The organism is Rhodococcus sp. AC861, assembly GCF_979256035.1.
The window spans coordinates 465,991-479,937 of record NZ_CEEDMW010000003.1; the positions used below are offsets into that span (position 1 = coordinate 465,991).

Annotated in this window: 15 protein-coding genes; 8 read left to right on the forward strand and 7 right to left on the reverse strand. The window is 65.2% G+C overall.

Going from position 1 to position 13,947, the window contains the following annotated elements:
• Positions 1-4: 4 nt before the first annotated feature.
• From AC0IX4_RS11730 to AC0IX4_RS11740, 3 genes are all read right to left on the reverse strand, one after another.
• Complete coding sequence (locus AC0IX4_RS11730) at positions 5-1,231, reverse strand: thiolase family protein (protein ID WP_042572667.1); 1,227 nt, start codon at positions 1,229-1,231, stop codon at positions 5-7.
• Between the two features lie 65 nt (positions 1,232-1,296).
• A complete protein-coding gene (locus AC0IX4_RS11735; RefSeq protein ID WP_471829034.1) occupies positions 1,297-2,631 on the reverse strand; it encodes an HRDC domain-containing protein in 1,335 nt (444 codons plus the stop codon).
• A 10-nt stretch (positions 2,632-2,641) separates the two neighbouring features.
• Positions 2,642-3,250 carry a DUF3000 domain-containing protein gene (locus AC0IX4_RS11740; protein WP_042572669.1) on the reverse strand — a complete coding sequence of 203 codons (609 nt, stop codon included), beginning with the start codon at positions 3,248-3,250 and terminating at the stop codon, positions 2,642-2,644.
• Between the two features lie 86 nt (positions 3,251-3,336).
• Between AC0IX4_RS11740 and hemE the strand changes: the two genes are divergently transcribed.
• Genes hemE through AC0IX4_RS11765 form a run of 5 tightly spaced genes read left to right on the forward strand, consistent with a single transcriptional unit; the run spans position 3,337 to position 9,540 of the window.
• Positions 3,337-4,425 carry a uroporphyrinogen decarboxylase gene (gene hemE, locus AC0IX4_RS11745; protein WP_471829035.1) on the forward strand — a complete coding sequence of 363 codons (1,089 nt, stop codon included), beginning with the start codon at positions 3,337-3,339 and terminating at the stop codon, positions 4,423-4,425.
• On the forward strand, positions 4,422-5,786 hold the full coding sequence (locus AC0IX4_RS11750; RefSeq protein WP_471829036.1) for a protoporphyrinogen oxidase: 1,365 nt from the start codon (positions 4,422-4,424) through the stop codon (positions 5,784-5,786). The genes hemE and AC0IX4_RS11750 overlap by 4 nt, the downstream gene beginning before the upstream one ends.
• 41 nt (positions 5,787-5,827) lie before the next feature.
• Positions 5,828-6,523: a hydrogen peroxide-dependent heme synthase gene (hemQ, locus tag AC0IX4_RS11755; protein ID WP_056074663.1), complete on the forward strand. Its 696-nt coding sequence runs from the start codon at positions 5,828-5,830 to the stop codon at positions 6,521-6,523.
• Complete coding sequence (locus AC0IX4_RS11760) at positions 6,520-7,215, forward strand: HAD family hydrolase (protein ID WP_056074665.1); 696 nt, start codon at positions 6,520-6,522, stop codon at positions 7,213-7,215. Before hemQ ends, AC0IX4_RS11760 begins: the two co-directional genes overlap by 4 nt.
• Positions 7,216-7,221: 6 nt before the next feature.
• Positions 7,222-9,540: a molybdopterin-dependent oxidoreductase gene (locus AC0IX4_RS11765; RefSeq protein WP_471829037.1), complete on the forward strand. Its 2,319-nt coding sequence runs from the start codon at positions 7,222-7,224 to the stop codon at positions 9,538-9,540.
• On the opposite strand, the gene AC0IX4_RS11770 is transcribed toward AC0IX4_RS11765, so the two are convergent.
• Complete coding sequence (locus tag AC0IX4_RS11770) at positions 9,531-9,989, reverse strand: MaoC family dehydratase (RefSeq protein ID WP_042572675.1); 459 nt, start codon at positions 9,987-9,989, stop codon at positions 9,531-9,533. The genes AC0IX4_RS11765 and AC0IX4_RS11770 overlap by 10 nt on opposite strands.
• Positions 9,990-10,100: 111 nt before the next feature.
• Here AC0IX4_RS11770 and AC0IX4_RS11775 point away from each other — a divergent pair, with 111 nt between their 5' ends.
• Entirely contained in the window at positions 10,101-10,583 is a 483-nt protein-coding gene (locus AC0IX4_RS11775) for an SRPBCC family protein (RefSeq protein WP_471829039.1), read from the forward strand.
• 1,175 nt (positions 10,584-11,758) lie between these two features.
• On the opposite strand, the gene AC0IX4_RS11780 is transcribed toward AC0IX4_RS11775, so the two are convergent.
• Together AC0IX4_RS11780 and AC0IX4_RS11785 are read right to left on the reverse strand one after the other, a co-directional pair.
• Positions 11,759-12,241 carry a hypothetical protein gene (locus AC0IX4_RS11780; protein WP_471829041.1) on the reverse strand — a complete coding sequence of 161 codons (483 nt, stop codon included), beginning with the start codon at positions 12,239-12,241 and terminating at the stop codon, positions 11,759-11,761.
• Positions 12,242-12,278: 37 nt separating this feature from the next.
• On the reverse strand, positions 12,279-12,932 hold the full coding sequence (locus AC0IX4_RS11785) for a hypothetical protein (protein WP_471829043.1): 654 nt from the start codon (positions 12,930-12,932) through the stop codon (positions 12,279-12,281).
• A 69-nt stretch (positions 12,933-13,001) separates the two neighbouring features.
• On the opposite strand from AC0IX4_RS11785, the gene AC0IX4_RS11790 reads away from it, so the two are divergent.
• Together AC0IX4_RS11790 and AC0IX4_RS11795 are read left to right on the forward strand one after the other, a co-directional pair.
• Positions 13,002-13,265, forward strand: coding sequence for a hypothetical protein (locus AC0IX4_RS11790; protein WP_471829045.1), 264 nt, complete (start codon positions 13,002-13,004; stop codon positions 13,263-13,265).
• Positions 13,266-13,307: 42 nt separating this feature from the next.
• The gene (locus tag AC0IX4_RS11795; RefSeq protein WP_471829047.1) at positions 13,308-13,460 is read left to right on the forward strand and encodes a hypothetical protein; all 153 of its coding nucleotides are present in this window, start codon (positions 13,308-13,310) and stop codon (positions 13,458-13,460) included.
• A gap of 54 nt (positions 13,461-13,514) precedes the next feature.
• On the opposite strand, the gene msrB is transcribed toward AC0IX4_RS11795, so the two are convergent.
• Positions 13,515-13,940 carry a peptide-methionine (R)-S-oxide reductase MsrB gene (gene msrB, locus AC0IX4_RS11800; protein ID WP_471829048.1) on the reverse strand — a complete coding sequence of 142 codons (426 nt, stop codon included), beginning with the start codon at positions 13,938-13,940 and terminating at the stop codon, positions 13,515-13,517.
• Positions 13,941-13,947: the final 7 nt, after the last annotated feature.

Below are 13,947 nucleotides of genomic sequence, written 5' to 3' on the forward strand. Positions count from 1 at the left end.
GCAATCACTTGCTTCCGTCGTAGGCGGGGTTTTCCCAGATGACGCTGCCGCCCATGCCGAGGCCGATGCACATGGTGGTCAGGCCGTAGCGGACATCGGGACGGGTGGCGAACTGCCGGCTGAGCTGAGTCATGAGCCGGACACCGGAGGACGCGAGCGGGTGCCCGCAGGCGATGGCGCCGCCCCACTGGTTGATCCGGGCGTCGTCGTCGGCGATGCCGAAGTGCTCGGCGAACGCCAGAACCTGGATCGCGAAGGCTTCGTTGATCTCGAAGAGGCCGATGTCCTCGATTGACAATCCGGTGCGGGACAGCAACTTCTCGGTGGCGGGGACGGGACCGATTCCCATCACGGCGGGATCGACGCCGGCGAAAGAGAAGCCCACCATGCGCATGCCGACCTTCAGGCCGAGCTCGGCGGCGGTGTCCTCACCGGCGAGGATCGCGGCGGTCGCACCGTCGTTCAGGCCGGCGGCATTTCCGGCGGTGACGCGTCCGGCGGGGCGGAACGGCGTCTTGAGCTTCGCCAGGTCCTCGAGCGTGGTGCCGGGGCGAGGCGGCTCGTCCTCGGTGGCCAGACCCCAGCCCGCTGCGGACTTCGTGGCGACGGGGACCAGTGTCTCGGCGATCAGGCCGGACTTCTTGGCCGCGTCGTACTTCTCCTGGCTCGCGACGGCGTAGGCATCCGTGCGGTCCTTGGTGATCGACGGGTAACGGTCGTGCAGGTTCTCGGCGGTGTTGCCCATGACCAGTGCACTCGGGTCGACGAGCTTGTCCGCGAGGAAGCGTGGGTTCGGGTCGACACCCTCGCCCATCGGGTGGCGGCCCATGTGCTCGACGCCACCGGCGATGACGACGTCGTACTGACCGAAGCCGATTCCCGACGCGGTGGTGGTGACGGCGGTCATGGCGCCGGCGCACATGCGGTCGACGGCGAAGCCGGGGACGCTGCGGGGGAGTCCGGCGAGCAGCGCGGAGGTGCGGCCGATGGTCAGACCCTGGTCTCCGGTCTGCGTGGTGGCGGCGATGCCGACCTCGTCGACGCGCTCGGGGGGAAGCTCGGGGTTACGGCGCAGGAGTTCGCGGATCGCTTTGACGACGAGGTCGTCCGCACGGGTATCCGCGTAGATGCCCTTGGGGCCGGCCTTGCCGAACGGTGTGCGGACGCCGTCGACGAACGCGACACCGCGACTGGACGCGGAGCGAGCGGGTGCGGATTTCGGAGAAGACATGGTTCCTTCCGGCAGGCGCTGGAACGAGCCGGGCCTCCGGCTCGCGCGCCCACTCTAACCCGGTCCTACTCGTCGGTAACTTCGGCCTCTGCGGGGATGTGCGCGAGGCCTGCGGCCAGAACGGGGACCGTGAGGGCGCGCTGCCAGGGGCGCGCCCCGTGGGACAGCAGGAACGACTCGATCACCGCGTCGTCCGGCTCCTGTGTGCCCGACACGAGGGTCGGCCACTCCCAGCACAGGCGACGCACGACGTCGGGTGTCAGGAGGTTCTCCACCGGCACCGATACCTCCGCCGACAGTGCGGCCATCGCCTCCCGCACCGAGGACAACCGCGCCGCGGCGTCCGGATCGCGGCGTGCCCACCGGCTGACGGGCGGCGGCCCGACGAACGGCTGCGTGACGGGAGGAAGCGCGTCGTCGGACAGTGCGCGCGCACGGTCGAGGGCCTCGAGCCACACCTTGGCTTGACGACGCTGACGCGGACCGCCGAACACGGGCAGGGAGCACAGTTCGGCGACGGACCCGGGGTTCTTCTGGGCCGCGGCGACGATGGCGGAGTCGGGGAGAACGCGGCTCGGGGCGATGTCGCGGCGACGTGCCAGGTCGTCCCGCGCCATCCACAGAGCGCGGACCGCGGCGAGCGTGCGGGGGTTCTTGATGGTGTGGATACCGGACGTGCGACGCCAACGATCGGGCTTCGGCGTCGCCGGCGGGGCGGTGCGGATGTACTCGAACTCCTCTGCGGCCCACTCGGTCTTGCCCTGTGCGGCCAGTTTCTCGGCCATCACGTCGCGCAGTTCCACCAGAACTTCGACGTCCAGCGCCGCGTAGTTGAGCCAGGTATCGGGAAGCGGTCTGGTGGACCAGTCGGCCGCGCCGTGGCCCTTCTGCAGGGACAGCCCGAGGGTGCGCTCGACGATTGCAGCCAGCCCGACACGCTCGAAGCCCGCCAGTCGACCGGCCAGTTCGGTGTCGTACAGCTTCGCCGGGGTCATGCCCAGCTCGGCGAGTCCGGGCAAGTCCTGATCGGCCGAGTGCAGGACCCATTCCAGGCCGTTGATCGCGTCGGCGAAGACGGCGAGTGCCTCGACGCCGCCGCTCTGCACGACGGGGATCGGGTCCAGCAGCACGGTGCCCGCGCCACGCCGACGGAATTGCAGGAGGTACGCCCGTGCCGAGTACCGGAACCCCGACGCGCGTTCGGCGTCGACGGCGAGCGGACCTGTTCCCGACGCCAGGAGGTCGGCCGCCGCACGCACGGCCTCGGCGGTGTCGGTCAGCGGCGGCACCCCGTCCCGTGGAGCGAGGAGTGGTTCGGCAGGTTCGGGCTCGGCGGGATCGGTCACGTCCGGTGACGCCGCGTCGGGAGAGATCGAGTCGGGAGCGGTCGGGTCGGACATTCCCCGAACTCTAGGCGCCGGACGAGCCGGAGTCGCCGCGTGTACCCAAAGCGGTGATGCCGGCCGGCGGCAGGCCCGCCGCGTACGCCAGCACTTCGCCGAAGGCCTCGACGTGCACCGACAGCTCCTCGCTCAGCGCAGTCCACGACGCCCGCAGCTCGAGTTGGTGGGCGCGCGGCGGCCCGGCGATGTCGCCGTAGCGGACGGAACTGGTGGACGTGACGGTGCCACCGAGGGCTGTGAGCGGTTCGGACCGCGACTCGAAGGCGTCGACCAACCAGCTCCACGCGACCTCGGGCAGCAGCGGATCGGACGCGAGGGAGGCGTCGACGTCGGCCTGGATGTACGCCACCAGACGCATCGTGCCGTTCCACGCCTCGTCACCGTCGGGGTCGTAGAGCAGGATCAATCGACCGAACGCGTCGCCGTCGCTCTGCTCCGGAACCGACTCGGTCTCCGAGTGCCGAACTTCCGCCCCGAGGGCGTAACTGAACGGTGCGAGACGCTGCGGCGGTCGGATGGGGCCGACCTCGATGCTGGGGTGGACCGTCGCCCGGTGCATCGCGTCGATGGCGGCGCGAAAGGGCGCAGGCTGCGAGGCGGTCTCGGACGTGGTCACGAGAGCGGACGTTAGCCCGGTTGCCGACGCCGTGGTCAGAGGCGCGCCGTAGGGGGACGGGCGGCGGCGTGGCAGCATGGTCGGCGATGAACACGACGCCTGACGACGCCCTCACCGGTAGCGATACGACCCCGCGTCGCTCGCTGCCCGACGCACCGTTTCTCGCGGCGGCGACCGGGCGGGTGCCGACGCGTCGGCCCGTCTGGTTCATGCGGCAGGCGGGCAGGTCGCTGCCCGAGTACCGGAAGTTGCGCGAGGGCACCACGATGCTCGGCTCGTGCTTCGACCCGGAGATGGTCACCGAGATCACGTTGCAGCCGGTCCGCCGCCACGGCGTCGACGCCGCCATCCTGTTCTCCGACATCGTCGTACCGCTCAAGGCGGCGGGCATCGATCTCGAGATCGTCGCCGGGACGGGACCGGTGATCGCGAACCCGGTGCGGACGGTCGCCGACGTCGAGGCGTTGCCGCCGTTGCTGCCGGAACAGGTCGAACCCGTCGCGAAGGCGGTGTCCCTGCTCCTCACCGAGCTCGGTGACGTGCCGCTGATCGGGTTCGCCGGAGCGCCGTTCACGTTGGCGTCGTACCTCGTCGAGGGCGGCCCCAGTCGTAATCACGAGCGCACCAAGGCGCTCATGCACTCCGATCCGCACACGTGGCACGCGTTGCTGTCCGCCCTCGCCGACACCACCATCGGCTTCCTGCAGGCGCAGATCGGTGCGGGCGTCGACGCCGTGCAACTCTTCGATTCCTGGGCCGGAGCGTTGTCGCTGGCCGAGTACCGCGAATTCGTCCTCCCGCACTCGACGCGCGTGTTCGACGCGGTGTCCTCGGCAGGCATCCCCACGATCCACTTCGGTGTCGGCACGGGTGAGCTGCTCGGCGCGATGGGTGAGGCAGGCGCCGACGTGGTCGGTGTCGACTGGCGGATCCCCCTCGACGTGGCAGCACGACGGGTCGGCCCCGGCAAGGCTCTGCAGGGCAACCTCGACCCCGCCGTCCTGTTCGCAGGCCCGGACGCACTGCGTCGCCATGTGGTTCGCATCGTGGGCGAAGCCGACGCGGCCCTCGACCTCGGCGCGACCGGACACGTCTTCAACCTGGGACACGGCGTCCTGCCGGCCACCGATCCCGGCGTCGTCACGTCGGTGGTGGAGATGGTGCACCAGCTGTGACCTCGGTCGCGATCGTCGGAGCCGGGATCAGCGGCCTGGTCGCGGCCCATCGTCTGCGTCGGCTGCTGGGGGAGAACGCCCGCATCGTGATCGTCGACAGCGCCGAGCGGATCGGCGGTAAGTTGCGCACCGTCGACATGGGTTCCGGCCCGGTCGACGTGGGCGCGGAAGCGTTCATCGCTCGGCGACCCGAGGTGCCCGAACTCCTGGCGGAGCTGGGCCTGTCGGACGAGTTGGTCCGACCGTCGTCGACCGCGAGGCCGCTGCTGCGCACAGGGGGAGCGCTGCACAGCCTGCCTGTCGGAACGCTGATGGGAATCCCGGCCACTTCCGAATCCGTGCGGTCGATCGTCGACGACGAGACCTGCCGACGCATCGACGACGAGCGATCGCGGCCCCTTCCCTGGACGCCGGGTGACGACGCTGCCGTCGGCGCCCTCGTCTCCGAACGGTTCGGTCCGCAGGTCACCGCCCGCAGCGTCGACCCGCTGCTCGGCGGTGTGTACTCGGGCCTGTCCGACACCACGAGCGTGCGGGCGGCGCTGCCGACGCTTGCGGCAGCCCTCGACGGCGGCGCGAGCAGTCTCGGCGAGGCTGTCGAGCGTGCTCGGCCGACTCCTGCGCCCGGGCCCGTCTTCGGTGGCCTACGCCGCGGATACGGCGTGCTGCTGGAGGCGTTGCTGGCGTCGTCGGGCGCAGACCAGGTGCATGCCGACGTTGCGGATCTCACGCGCGATTCCGGCGGGCGGTGGGTGATTCCCGGAGTGGGCGCGGTGGACGGTGTCCTCCTTGCGGTGCCGGCACCGGTCGCGTCGGGACTGCTCGTCGGTGTCGATCGCGCGCTGGGAACGGAACTCGGCGCACTACCGCTCGCGTCGTCGGCCGTCGTCGCGCTGGGGTACGACGCGTGCGACCTGCCCGAGAACTCGGGGGTGCTGGTGGCCACCGGAGAACTGGACTCCACCGGTGTTCCGTTGCGCGCGAAGGCTTTCACTCTGTCGAGCAGGAAGTGGCCGCACCTCGCCGAGCGTGGAGGCGAACTGGTGCGCGTGTCCTTCGGGCGGTTCGGGGACTCCGCGATAGTCGACCGACCCGACGACGTCCTGATCGACGCCGCACGACGAGACTTGCAGGATGTGCTCGGAATCACGGACGTACCGACCACGGCGTTCGTGCAGCGCTGGCACGGGGGCCTTCCGCAGTACCGGCCCGGCCACGTCGCCCGGGTCGCCCGCATCGACGCGGCGGCTGCCGCCATCCCTCGGCTCGAACTCGCGGGCGCCTACCTGCACGGCGTCGGGGTCCCCGCCTGCGTGGCGACGGCGTCCGCCGCGGCACTGCGGTTGGCTGCAGCGCTCTGACCCGTTCGTGACGTCGGCGCGTCGGGTGGCACGATGGGCTCATGGCACGTCTCGATTTCGCAGCACTCAACTCCACCCTCCGGTACTCGATGCACTCGGTGTTCACGGCCCGACCCGGCGCACTCGGTGAGGACCGAGCGGCCGTGCTCGCCGAGGCACAGGCGTTCTTCGACGGTCTCGAGAACACCGATGTCGTGGTGCGCGGCATCTACGACGTCGCCGGGCTGCGCGCCGACGCGGACTTCATGATCTGGTGGCACGCCGAGCGGATCGAGGATCTTCAGGCGGCGTACTCGCGGTTCCGCCGCTCCACGGCACTGGGGCGCGCCTGTGACACCTTCTGGAGCAACGCGGCCCTGCATCGGCCCGCCGAGTTCAACAAGTCGCACGTTCCCGCGTTCATCGCGAACGAGGAGCCCGGCGCGTACATCTGCGTCTACCCGTTCGTCCGATCGCTGGACTGGTACCTGCTTCCCGACGAGGAACGACGGACGATGCTGGCCGATCACGGCAAGGCCGCGCGCGGGTACAAGGACGTCCGCGCCAATACGGTTCCGTCGTTCGCCCTCGGTGACTACGAGTGGATCCTGGCGTTCGAGGCGCCGAGCCTCGACCGCATCGTCGACCTCATGCGAGACCTCCGTGCGACCGAGGCGAGACGGCATGTGCGCGAAGAGGTCCCGTTCTTCAGCGGCCCCCGGGTGAGCGTCGAGGCCCTCGTCGAGTCGCTTCCGTGAGCACACCCGCCGCCGTTCTCTTCGATTTCTCCGGCACGCTCTTCCGGCTCGAGGAGGACGAGAGTTGGTTCACCGATCTCCGCGTCGGCGACGACGAGAAGGTCGACGGGCACTTCCAGGCGGAACTGATGCGGCGCATGACTCAACCTGTCGGGTCGGTGGTCACACTCGACGACGACGGCCACCGTGCCTGGGAAGCGCGCGATCTGGACCCGGCCATGCACCGGGCCGCGTACCTCGCCGTGCTCGAGGCGTCGGGCGTACGGCGGAAGGATCATGCAGAGTCGTTGTACGACAAGGTGATCGACCCGGACTCGTGGACCGCCTACCCCGACACCGCGCGGGTCGTGCGCGGCCTGGCCGAGAAGAACATCCCGATCGCCGTCGTCAGCAACATCGCCTTCGACCTGCGCCCCGCGTTCGACCACCTCGGCGTCGGTCACCTGATCACGTATTACTCGCTGTCCTTCGAGGTGGGCGCCGTCAAGCCGGACCCCGCCATCTTCCGCGCAGCCGTCGACGCGCTCGGTGTCCCGGCGCAGTCGTGCCTCATGGTCGGTGACAGCGAGGAGGCGGACGGCGGAGCGAGGGCGCTCGGCATGTCCTTCGGCCTCGTCGATCCGCTTCCCACGGACCAGCGCCCGTCCGCGCTGGTCGATGTGGTGACCGAGCACGGCCTCCGGATCGACTGACGTCCGATGGGACTCGGCCGCACCGGCGTTCAGCAGATGGCCCACTTCGGCATGTTCACGGCCGACACGGACGGCCGCGATGTCGTCGCGGTGCATCCGCCGGTGGGCGACGCCGATCCGTCACCGATCCTGGGCAACGTCCCCGGATCGGTGACTCACCGAGCACGTGTGCGCCGCCCCTCGGTGCGGCGTGGGTGGCTCCAGAACGGACCGGGTCCGTCCACGGACCGTGGCAACGACTCCTTCGTCGAACTCGACTGGGACGAGTTCGTTCCCCTGCTGGCCGGCGAGTTGCGGCGCGTCATCGGTGAGCACGGCAACGAGGCCGTCTTCGGCGGCTCGTACGGATGGGGCAGCGCTGGTCGGTTCCATCACGCCCAGAGCCAGGTCCACCGATTCCTCAACACCCTGGGCGGCTACACGCGGTCGGTGGGCAGTTACTCGCTGGGGGCGACCGGCGCCATCATGCCGCGGGTCATGGGAACGCACTGGAAGATGTTCTCCCGCTCGACGTCCTGGGACGTCATCGCCGACCATACGGATCTGCTGGTGGCCTTCGGCGGTGTGCCGCTGAAGAACACCTCCGTCAACCACGGAGGCACCAGCAACCACCCGGCACGGGACGGACTCCAGCGGTTGCGGGCGCGCGGCGGACGCATCGTCAGCATCTCACCGATCCGCGACGACACCGACGGTGCGGCCGAGTGGATCGCGCCCGTCCCCGGATCCGACGTCGCGCTGATGCTGGGGCTCGCACACGTCCTCGCGTCGGAAAGCTTGCACGACACGGCCTTCCTGCAGCGCTACACCACCGGATACGACCGCTTCGAGGAGTATCTCCTGGGGCGGACGGACGGCGTCGCGAAGTCGGCGCAATGGGCCGAGAGCGTCACCGGCGTGCCCGCGTCGGACATCGTCGACCTCGCCCGGCGGATGGCCCGGAGCACCACCCTCGTCTCGGTCACGTGGTCGCTGCAGCGGATCCGGCACGGTGAGCAGGCTCCGTGGATGGGCATCACCCTCGCGGCCATGCTCGGCGGGATCGGAGTCCCCGGAGCAGGATTCGGCCACGGCTACGGGTCGATGAACGAACCCGGCCTCGGCCCGGTGCCCTACCCGTTGCCGACGCTTCCGCAGGGCATCGACAAGGTGGCGTCATCCATCCCGGTCGCGGCGATCTCGGACATGTTGGAGAACCCGGGAGGCTCGTTCGAGTTCGACGGCACGACGGGGACGTACCCGGACATCCGACTGGTGCACTGGGCGGGCGGGAACCCGTTCCACCATCACCAGGACATCGGTCGTTTCCGCCGCGCGCTCGGCCGTCCCGACACGATCATCGTGCACGAGCCGTACTGGACACCGATGGCGCGTCACGCGGACTTCGTCGTTCCGTCGACCACCACTCTCGAGCGCGACGACCTCAGCTGCACGCGCAACGATCCGCTGTTGGTGGCGATGCAGGCGGCGGTGCCCGCCTTCGCCGACAGCAAGGACGACTACGACACCTTCACGCTGCTGGCCCGCGAACTGGGAGTCGAGTACGAGTTCACCGAGGGTCGGACGTCCGCGGACTGGCTTCGGCACCTGTACGAGCCGTGGCGGCGTTTCGTCCGCGACGCCGGCCGAGTCGAGCCGCCGACGTTCGACTGCTTCTGGTCCGACGGCTCCTTCCGGATGGACACCGAGGAGAACTTGACTCTGCTGTCGGACTTCCGCGACGACCCCGAGCGCGCGCCGCTGCGGACGCCCAGCGGGAGAATCGAGATCTTCTCCGCCGACATCGACGCCTTCGGATACGACGACTGCGTCGGACATCCCGCCTGGTACGAACCCGACGAGTGGCTCGGTGGCTCACGCGCGGCGCAGTTCCCGTTGCACCTGATCGCGAACCAGCCGAAGACGCGACTGCACAGTCAACTCGACCACGGCGCGGTCAGCATGGCGTCCAAGATCCAGGGCAGAGAACCCCTCCGCATGCATCCCGTGGATGCCGATCGGCGGGGACTCGTCGACGGCGATGTGGTCCGGGTGTTCACCGATCGAGGGTCGTGCCTGGCCGGACTGATCGTCGACGACGCGATGCGGATACGCGTCGTCCAGCTCTCCACCGGTGCCTGGTACGACCCGCTGGACCCGTCGGACCCGCAGTCGATGTGCGTGCACGGAAACCCGAACGTGTTGACGGCGGATCGCGGAACGTCTTCGCTCGCACAGGGTTCCACCGGCCAGCACGTGCTCGTGGAGATCGAGAAGTGGACGGGCGAACTACCGCCCGTCCGCGCGCACGATCAGCCGACGTTCGTGCCGCGTCCTCAGAAATAGACGCGACTGATCACCTGGGCGACCAGCGCAGGCTTGTCGACACCCTCGATCTCGATGGTCGAGTCGACGGTCATCTGGACGGCGTTGTTCGGGAGCGAGTCCGCCGCGGCCAGCACCGCGACCAGGCGCACGCGTGACCCGACGGCGACGGGATTGACGAAGCGCACCTTGTTGCTGCCGTAGTTGACGCCCATCGTGGAGTTCTCCACCGTGTAGGTCTGCCACGACAGTGCCGGCAGCAACGACAAGGTCAGGTAGCCGTGTGCGATGGGGCCACCGAAGGGGCTCTCCTTCGCAGCGCGCTCCGGGTCGACGTGGATCCACTGGTGATCGCCGGTGGCATCGGCGAACTGGTTCACACGCTCCTGGGTGATCTCCAACCAGTCGCTGGTGCCGATCGTCTCGCCGATGGCGGAGGTGATGTCGTCTGCAGAGGTGAAGGTACGCATGGAGCCGACAGTAGCGGCGGCGAGCCGTTCTGCACAGAACCGGTACCGAGGCGGCACATTCCGCCCTGCGGACCCGTTCTGTGAGCAACGGCGGCGCAGTACGATGCGCCGATGACGCGACATCCGGAACCCACCGGCAGGCTCCACCGCACCGACACGGGTGTCGACCTCGAACTCCGGCGCACGTTCCGCGCACCGATCGACGATGTGTGGGCCAGTGTCACCGAGAGCGATCGGACCGCTCGCTGGTACGGCAGCTGGGAGGGTGAGGGCCGCGAGGGTGGCACGATCCGCGTGACGATGGGCTTCGAGGAGAACTCGCCGGTGTCCGACATGACGATCGTCGGCTGCCGGGCGCCGCATCATGTGGCCGTCGAGTCCGGCGGGTGGCATTTCGAGATCACCCTGGCGCAGACCGACGACGTGACGACGCTGACGTTCGTCCACCACCTCGAGTCGGACGAGGGAATCGGCGACATCGGGCCGGGGTGGGAGTACTACCTCGACATGCTGGTGGCAGCGCGAGAGGACGGGCAATTGCCGTCGTTCGACGACTACTACCCGTCCCAGAGCACGTACTACCTGTCGCTCTGACGACCTACTCGGACGGTGCCAGAGTCAGCGAGATGGAGTTGATGCAGTAGCGTCAATTGCACCCGTTGGAGAGAGTCAGCCATGAGCCGTTCGCCCAGTTCAGCCGCAATCTTTGCCCGTATCGGCCTGGATCGTGATGAAGAGCAGCTAGGTGTGCAACGCCAGGAGCAGGACTGCCGGAGGCGAGCTGAGGAACTTGGCTGGACGGTGGTTAAGGTCTACATCGGTAACAACATCAGTGCATCGAAGCAGGTTGTCAGGCCGGCCCACACGCGTCGAGCTTCCAGAAGGGGAGTGGTCGCTAGATCAGCGAGCAGGCAATCTGCGCTCTAAGCAGGGCGCTGCCTGCTACCAATCGTGGAACGGTACGCGCTATGAGCAAGATATCTTCAACATCTCTGGTCTAAATACTCGGCTGGACATAGATGAACGCATAGTAGGTTACGAGCTGTATCAAGAACTCGCTCAATAGATAAAATAGGCCCGTACGATTGTACGGGCCTATTTTGCATGAACTGCTGGTTCACTGAACGAAGGAGTCAACTAAGTTCGCTTGCTATTGTACCATTTTTTGGTCTCATTCAGTAGCTGTGCCGTTATTAGCCGTATACGCCCACCTGCTTTTCTATACTGCCGTTTGATGAATTTGAAGGGGGTTGGTGCAGTCCGATCTATGACAGCCATAGATTCGTCAGTCAGCATCCTCGACCGCAAACTCACTTTAGAATTCTCCGTCAGAATATCGCCTGTGTGCAGCTGTTGTACTCGTGACAACAATTCGGGGTCTTTTGGAGATCTGAGAGCAGCGTTCCATGTGGCCTTGAAGTAGTCATGTTTTGTAGCCAGGTTGAGCGCAGTGTTGGACACTCGTTTAGCCGGCTCTGACAGCTCTGGTTTCACTGCGGAGATTAGATGTACATTTCTAAGAATTGTCTCAATGTGCTCCGCTATTTCTGCCTTGATCAGAGCGTGGTTCATGCTTTTTGAGTCGGCACGCAGTTCAGTATTTATCTTCCCAACTGCTGCGGAGACTTCGGTGAACGCTGTAGCTAGGGTGGTCCGCCGCCAATTATCTAGATCACGGTTACGGCTAGTGTTATGTATGACGACCCAGCCGATTACTGCCACGATACTTGCTGCGCCGACTGTAATTAGCGGCATCCAGTCTTTCAGAGTCATTTCAGTGCTTTCTTGAGTTCGCTCAACAGTTCGTAATGGAGGCGCTCTGCATCTCCGGTATAACTGTAAGCGGTGCCAACATCGTCCAAGGAGTTTAGGCCACTCTTGATTTTCGTTGCTGCGGTATGGATCGCTTCGACCCCGTTTTTATGCTTAAAAACTATCTTCTGCACAACGATATAAACTTCCTCGGCCTCGCAAATTTCAATAGTAGCTAGTATCCCCGGCGCAGCATCGAACAGGCCGCTTTTGTCGTTGTACTCGTTTTTCAGATTGTATGCAGAGACGCTGCGTAGATAGACGCCGATATATTCGATACGTTTGGCAGAAAGATTGATGAGTTCAACCACTGCTTTGGCAAGCGTGTCTCGACGCCACTTGCGGTACTCGCGCGTATCTGTTTTTCTTTGAACCCAATAGACAGTAGCCGCTGAAGCGCCTAATGCAATTATTGAAATTACTAACGAAGCTATCTCCAAAATGCTTGCCTCCGTCGGTTCGCTTAGTGGGTTCTGATCAGAACTGCATATTTTGAGAGTATTCGCTGGTAACGGGTTGTCCCGTGAATGAAGCTTCAACCGCGTGAACAAGAATGTCCCGTTTTTGATTGTTCACACCGCCGGCTTTCATCACTCGTTCGACCCAATATTCGTACATTAGTTTGAATTCATACTCACCTGCCATTAGTGCTTCGAACACTATGTCTCTTAAGTCGATCGCGGCGTCGTGGCTATCCTGCCCATATTTTAGTATTTCTTGTTCGTTGCATACGGCCAGAATGTGTAGGTTCCGGTCGATGCTGCGCAAGAGATCGAACGACAGGTTCGTGACGAAATAGGTCATTTTCTCACCTGATATTGGAAAGTCCACTGAAACATGAAACTTGTCAACGTCCGAGATGAGATCAACGCATGCTTTCAGTGCTGTAGTGCGACGCCAGTTTTCTAAATCTCGTGCGCTGGCGTCAGTATGTGTTTTCTTCCATCCCGTCATGACCACGACAGCGGCGATTACCGGACCAGCCACGGATGCAAGGAGTTGCCAGAATTGAATCGTAATAGCGTTGACTGATGCGAGAAGTGCTAGTGTCCCTGCAATTAACACTATTGAAATTATCGTGAGGGTAAGACCACCCCGGAATCCCAACCGTCTCATAGCATCGTCCAGCACAGTTCTTGCCTAACTCATCTAGTGATGTATGTTGCGCATACATCGCACCAACTACAGAATGATTACATCATGGGAATCAAGACCGTAGTGGTTGGTGACTGGTCAGGGGACAAGCTGCCTGACGACACCAAGCCGACCAAGCTCACCTTGCGGGCCGCTGGCGTGGCCGCGAAAGACGCAACCGTCGTGGAGCTGTACCCAGGTGAAGACGAGCTGGCTGAGTTCACCCGCAAGCTTGAAGCTGGTGAGCCGATCATCCCTAAGTCCATCCCGAGCACCAGGACTAGCGCGTCGTCCAAGTCGTCAAGCCCGAGTGTGTCGGAGGACAAGTAACAGGCATGGCAGACCTTCACCAAGCTTCGTGAGCAGGCTGGTGTGACGGCTATTGAGTTCGCTGAAACCATCAATGCATGGCTAGCGGACAACCCAGTCGCCAAGCTGCGTGGTGAGGGTAACTACACCAAGGTCGTACCGACCAAGCAGGGCATTCAGCCGCCGATCATCGAGGCGTACTCAGCCGCTCAGTAGAGACGCAAAGCGCAGCCAGCCAAAGTTCGGCTAGCTGCGCAGATGCTGGTAGGGCTACTTCTCCAACGGGTGTAAAACGAGAGAGATGGAGTTGATGCAGTACCGCTGATCGGTCGGCGTCGGGTAGCCCTCGCCCTCGAAGACGTGGCCCAGGTGACTGTGGCAGTTGCTGCACAGCACCTCCGTGCGCTTCATGCCCATCGAGCGGTCGACCTTCAGGATGACGGCGTCGGTGTCCTTGGGGTCGAAGAACGACGGCCAGCCGCAGTGCGACTCGAACTTCTCGGTGCTGCGGAACAGCTCGGCGTCGCATGCGCGGCATTTGTAGACACCCTCGGTGGTGGTGTCGGTGTATTCGCCGACGTACGGACGCTCGGTTCCGGCCTTGCGCAACACGGCGTACTCGGCGGCGCTCAGCTTCGTGCGCCACTCGTCGTCGGACAGCTCGTAGGTGGGCTTCTTCTCCGGTGCAGAACTCATGCCCCCA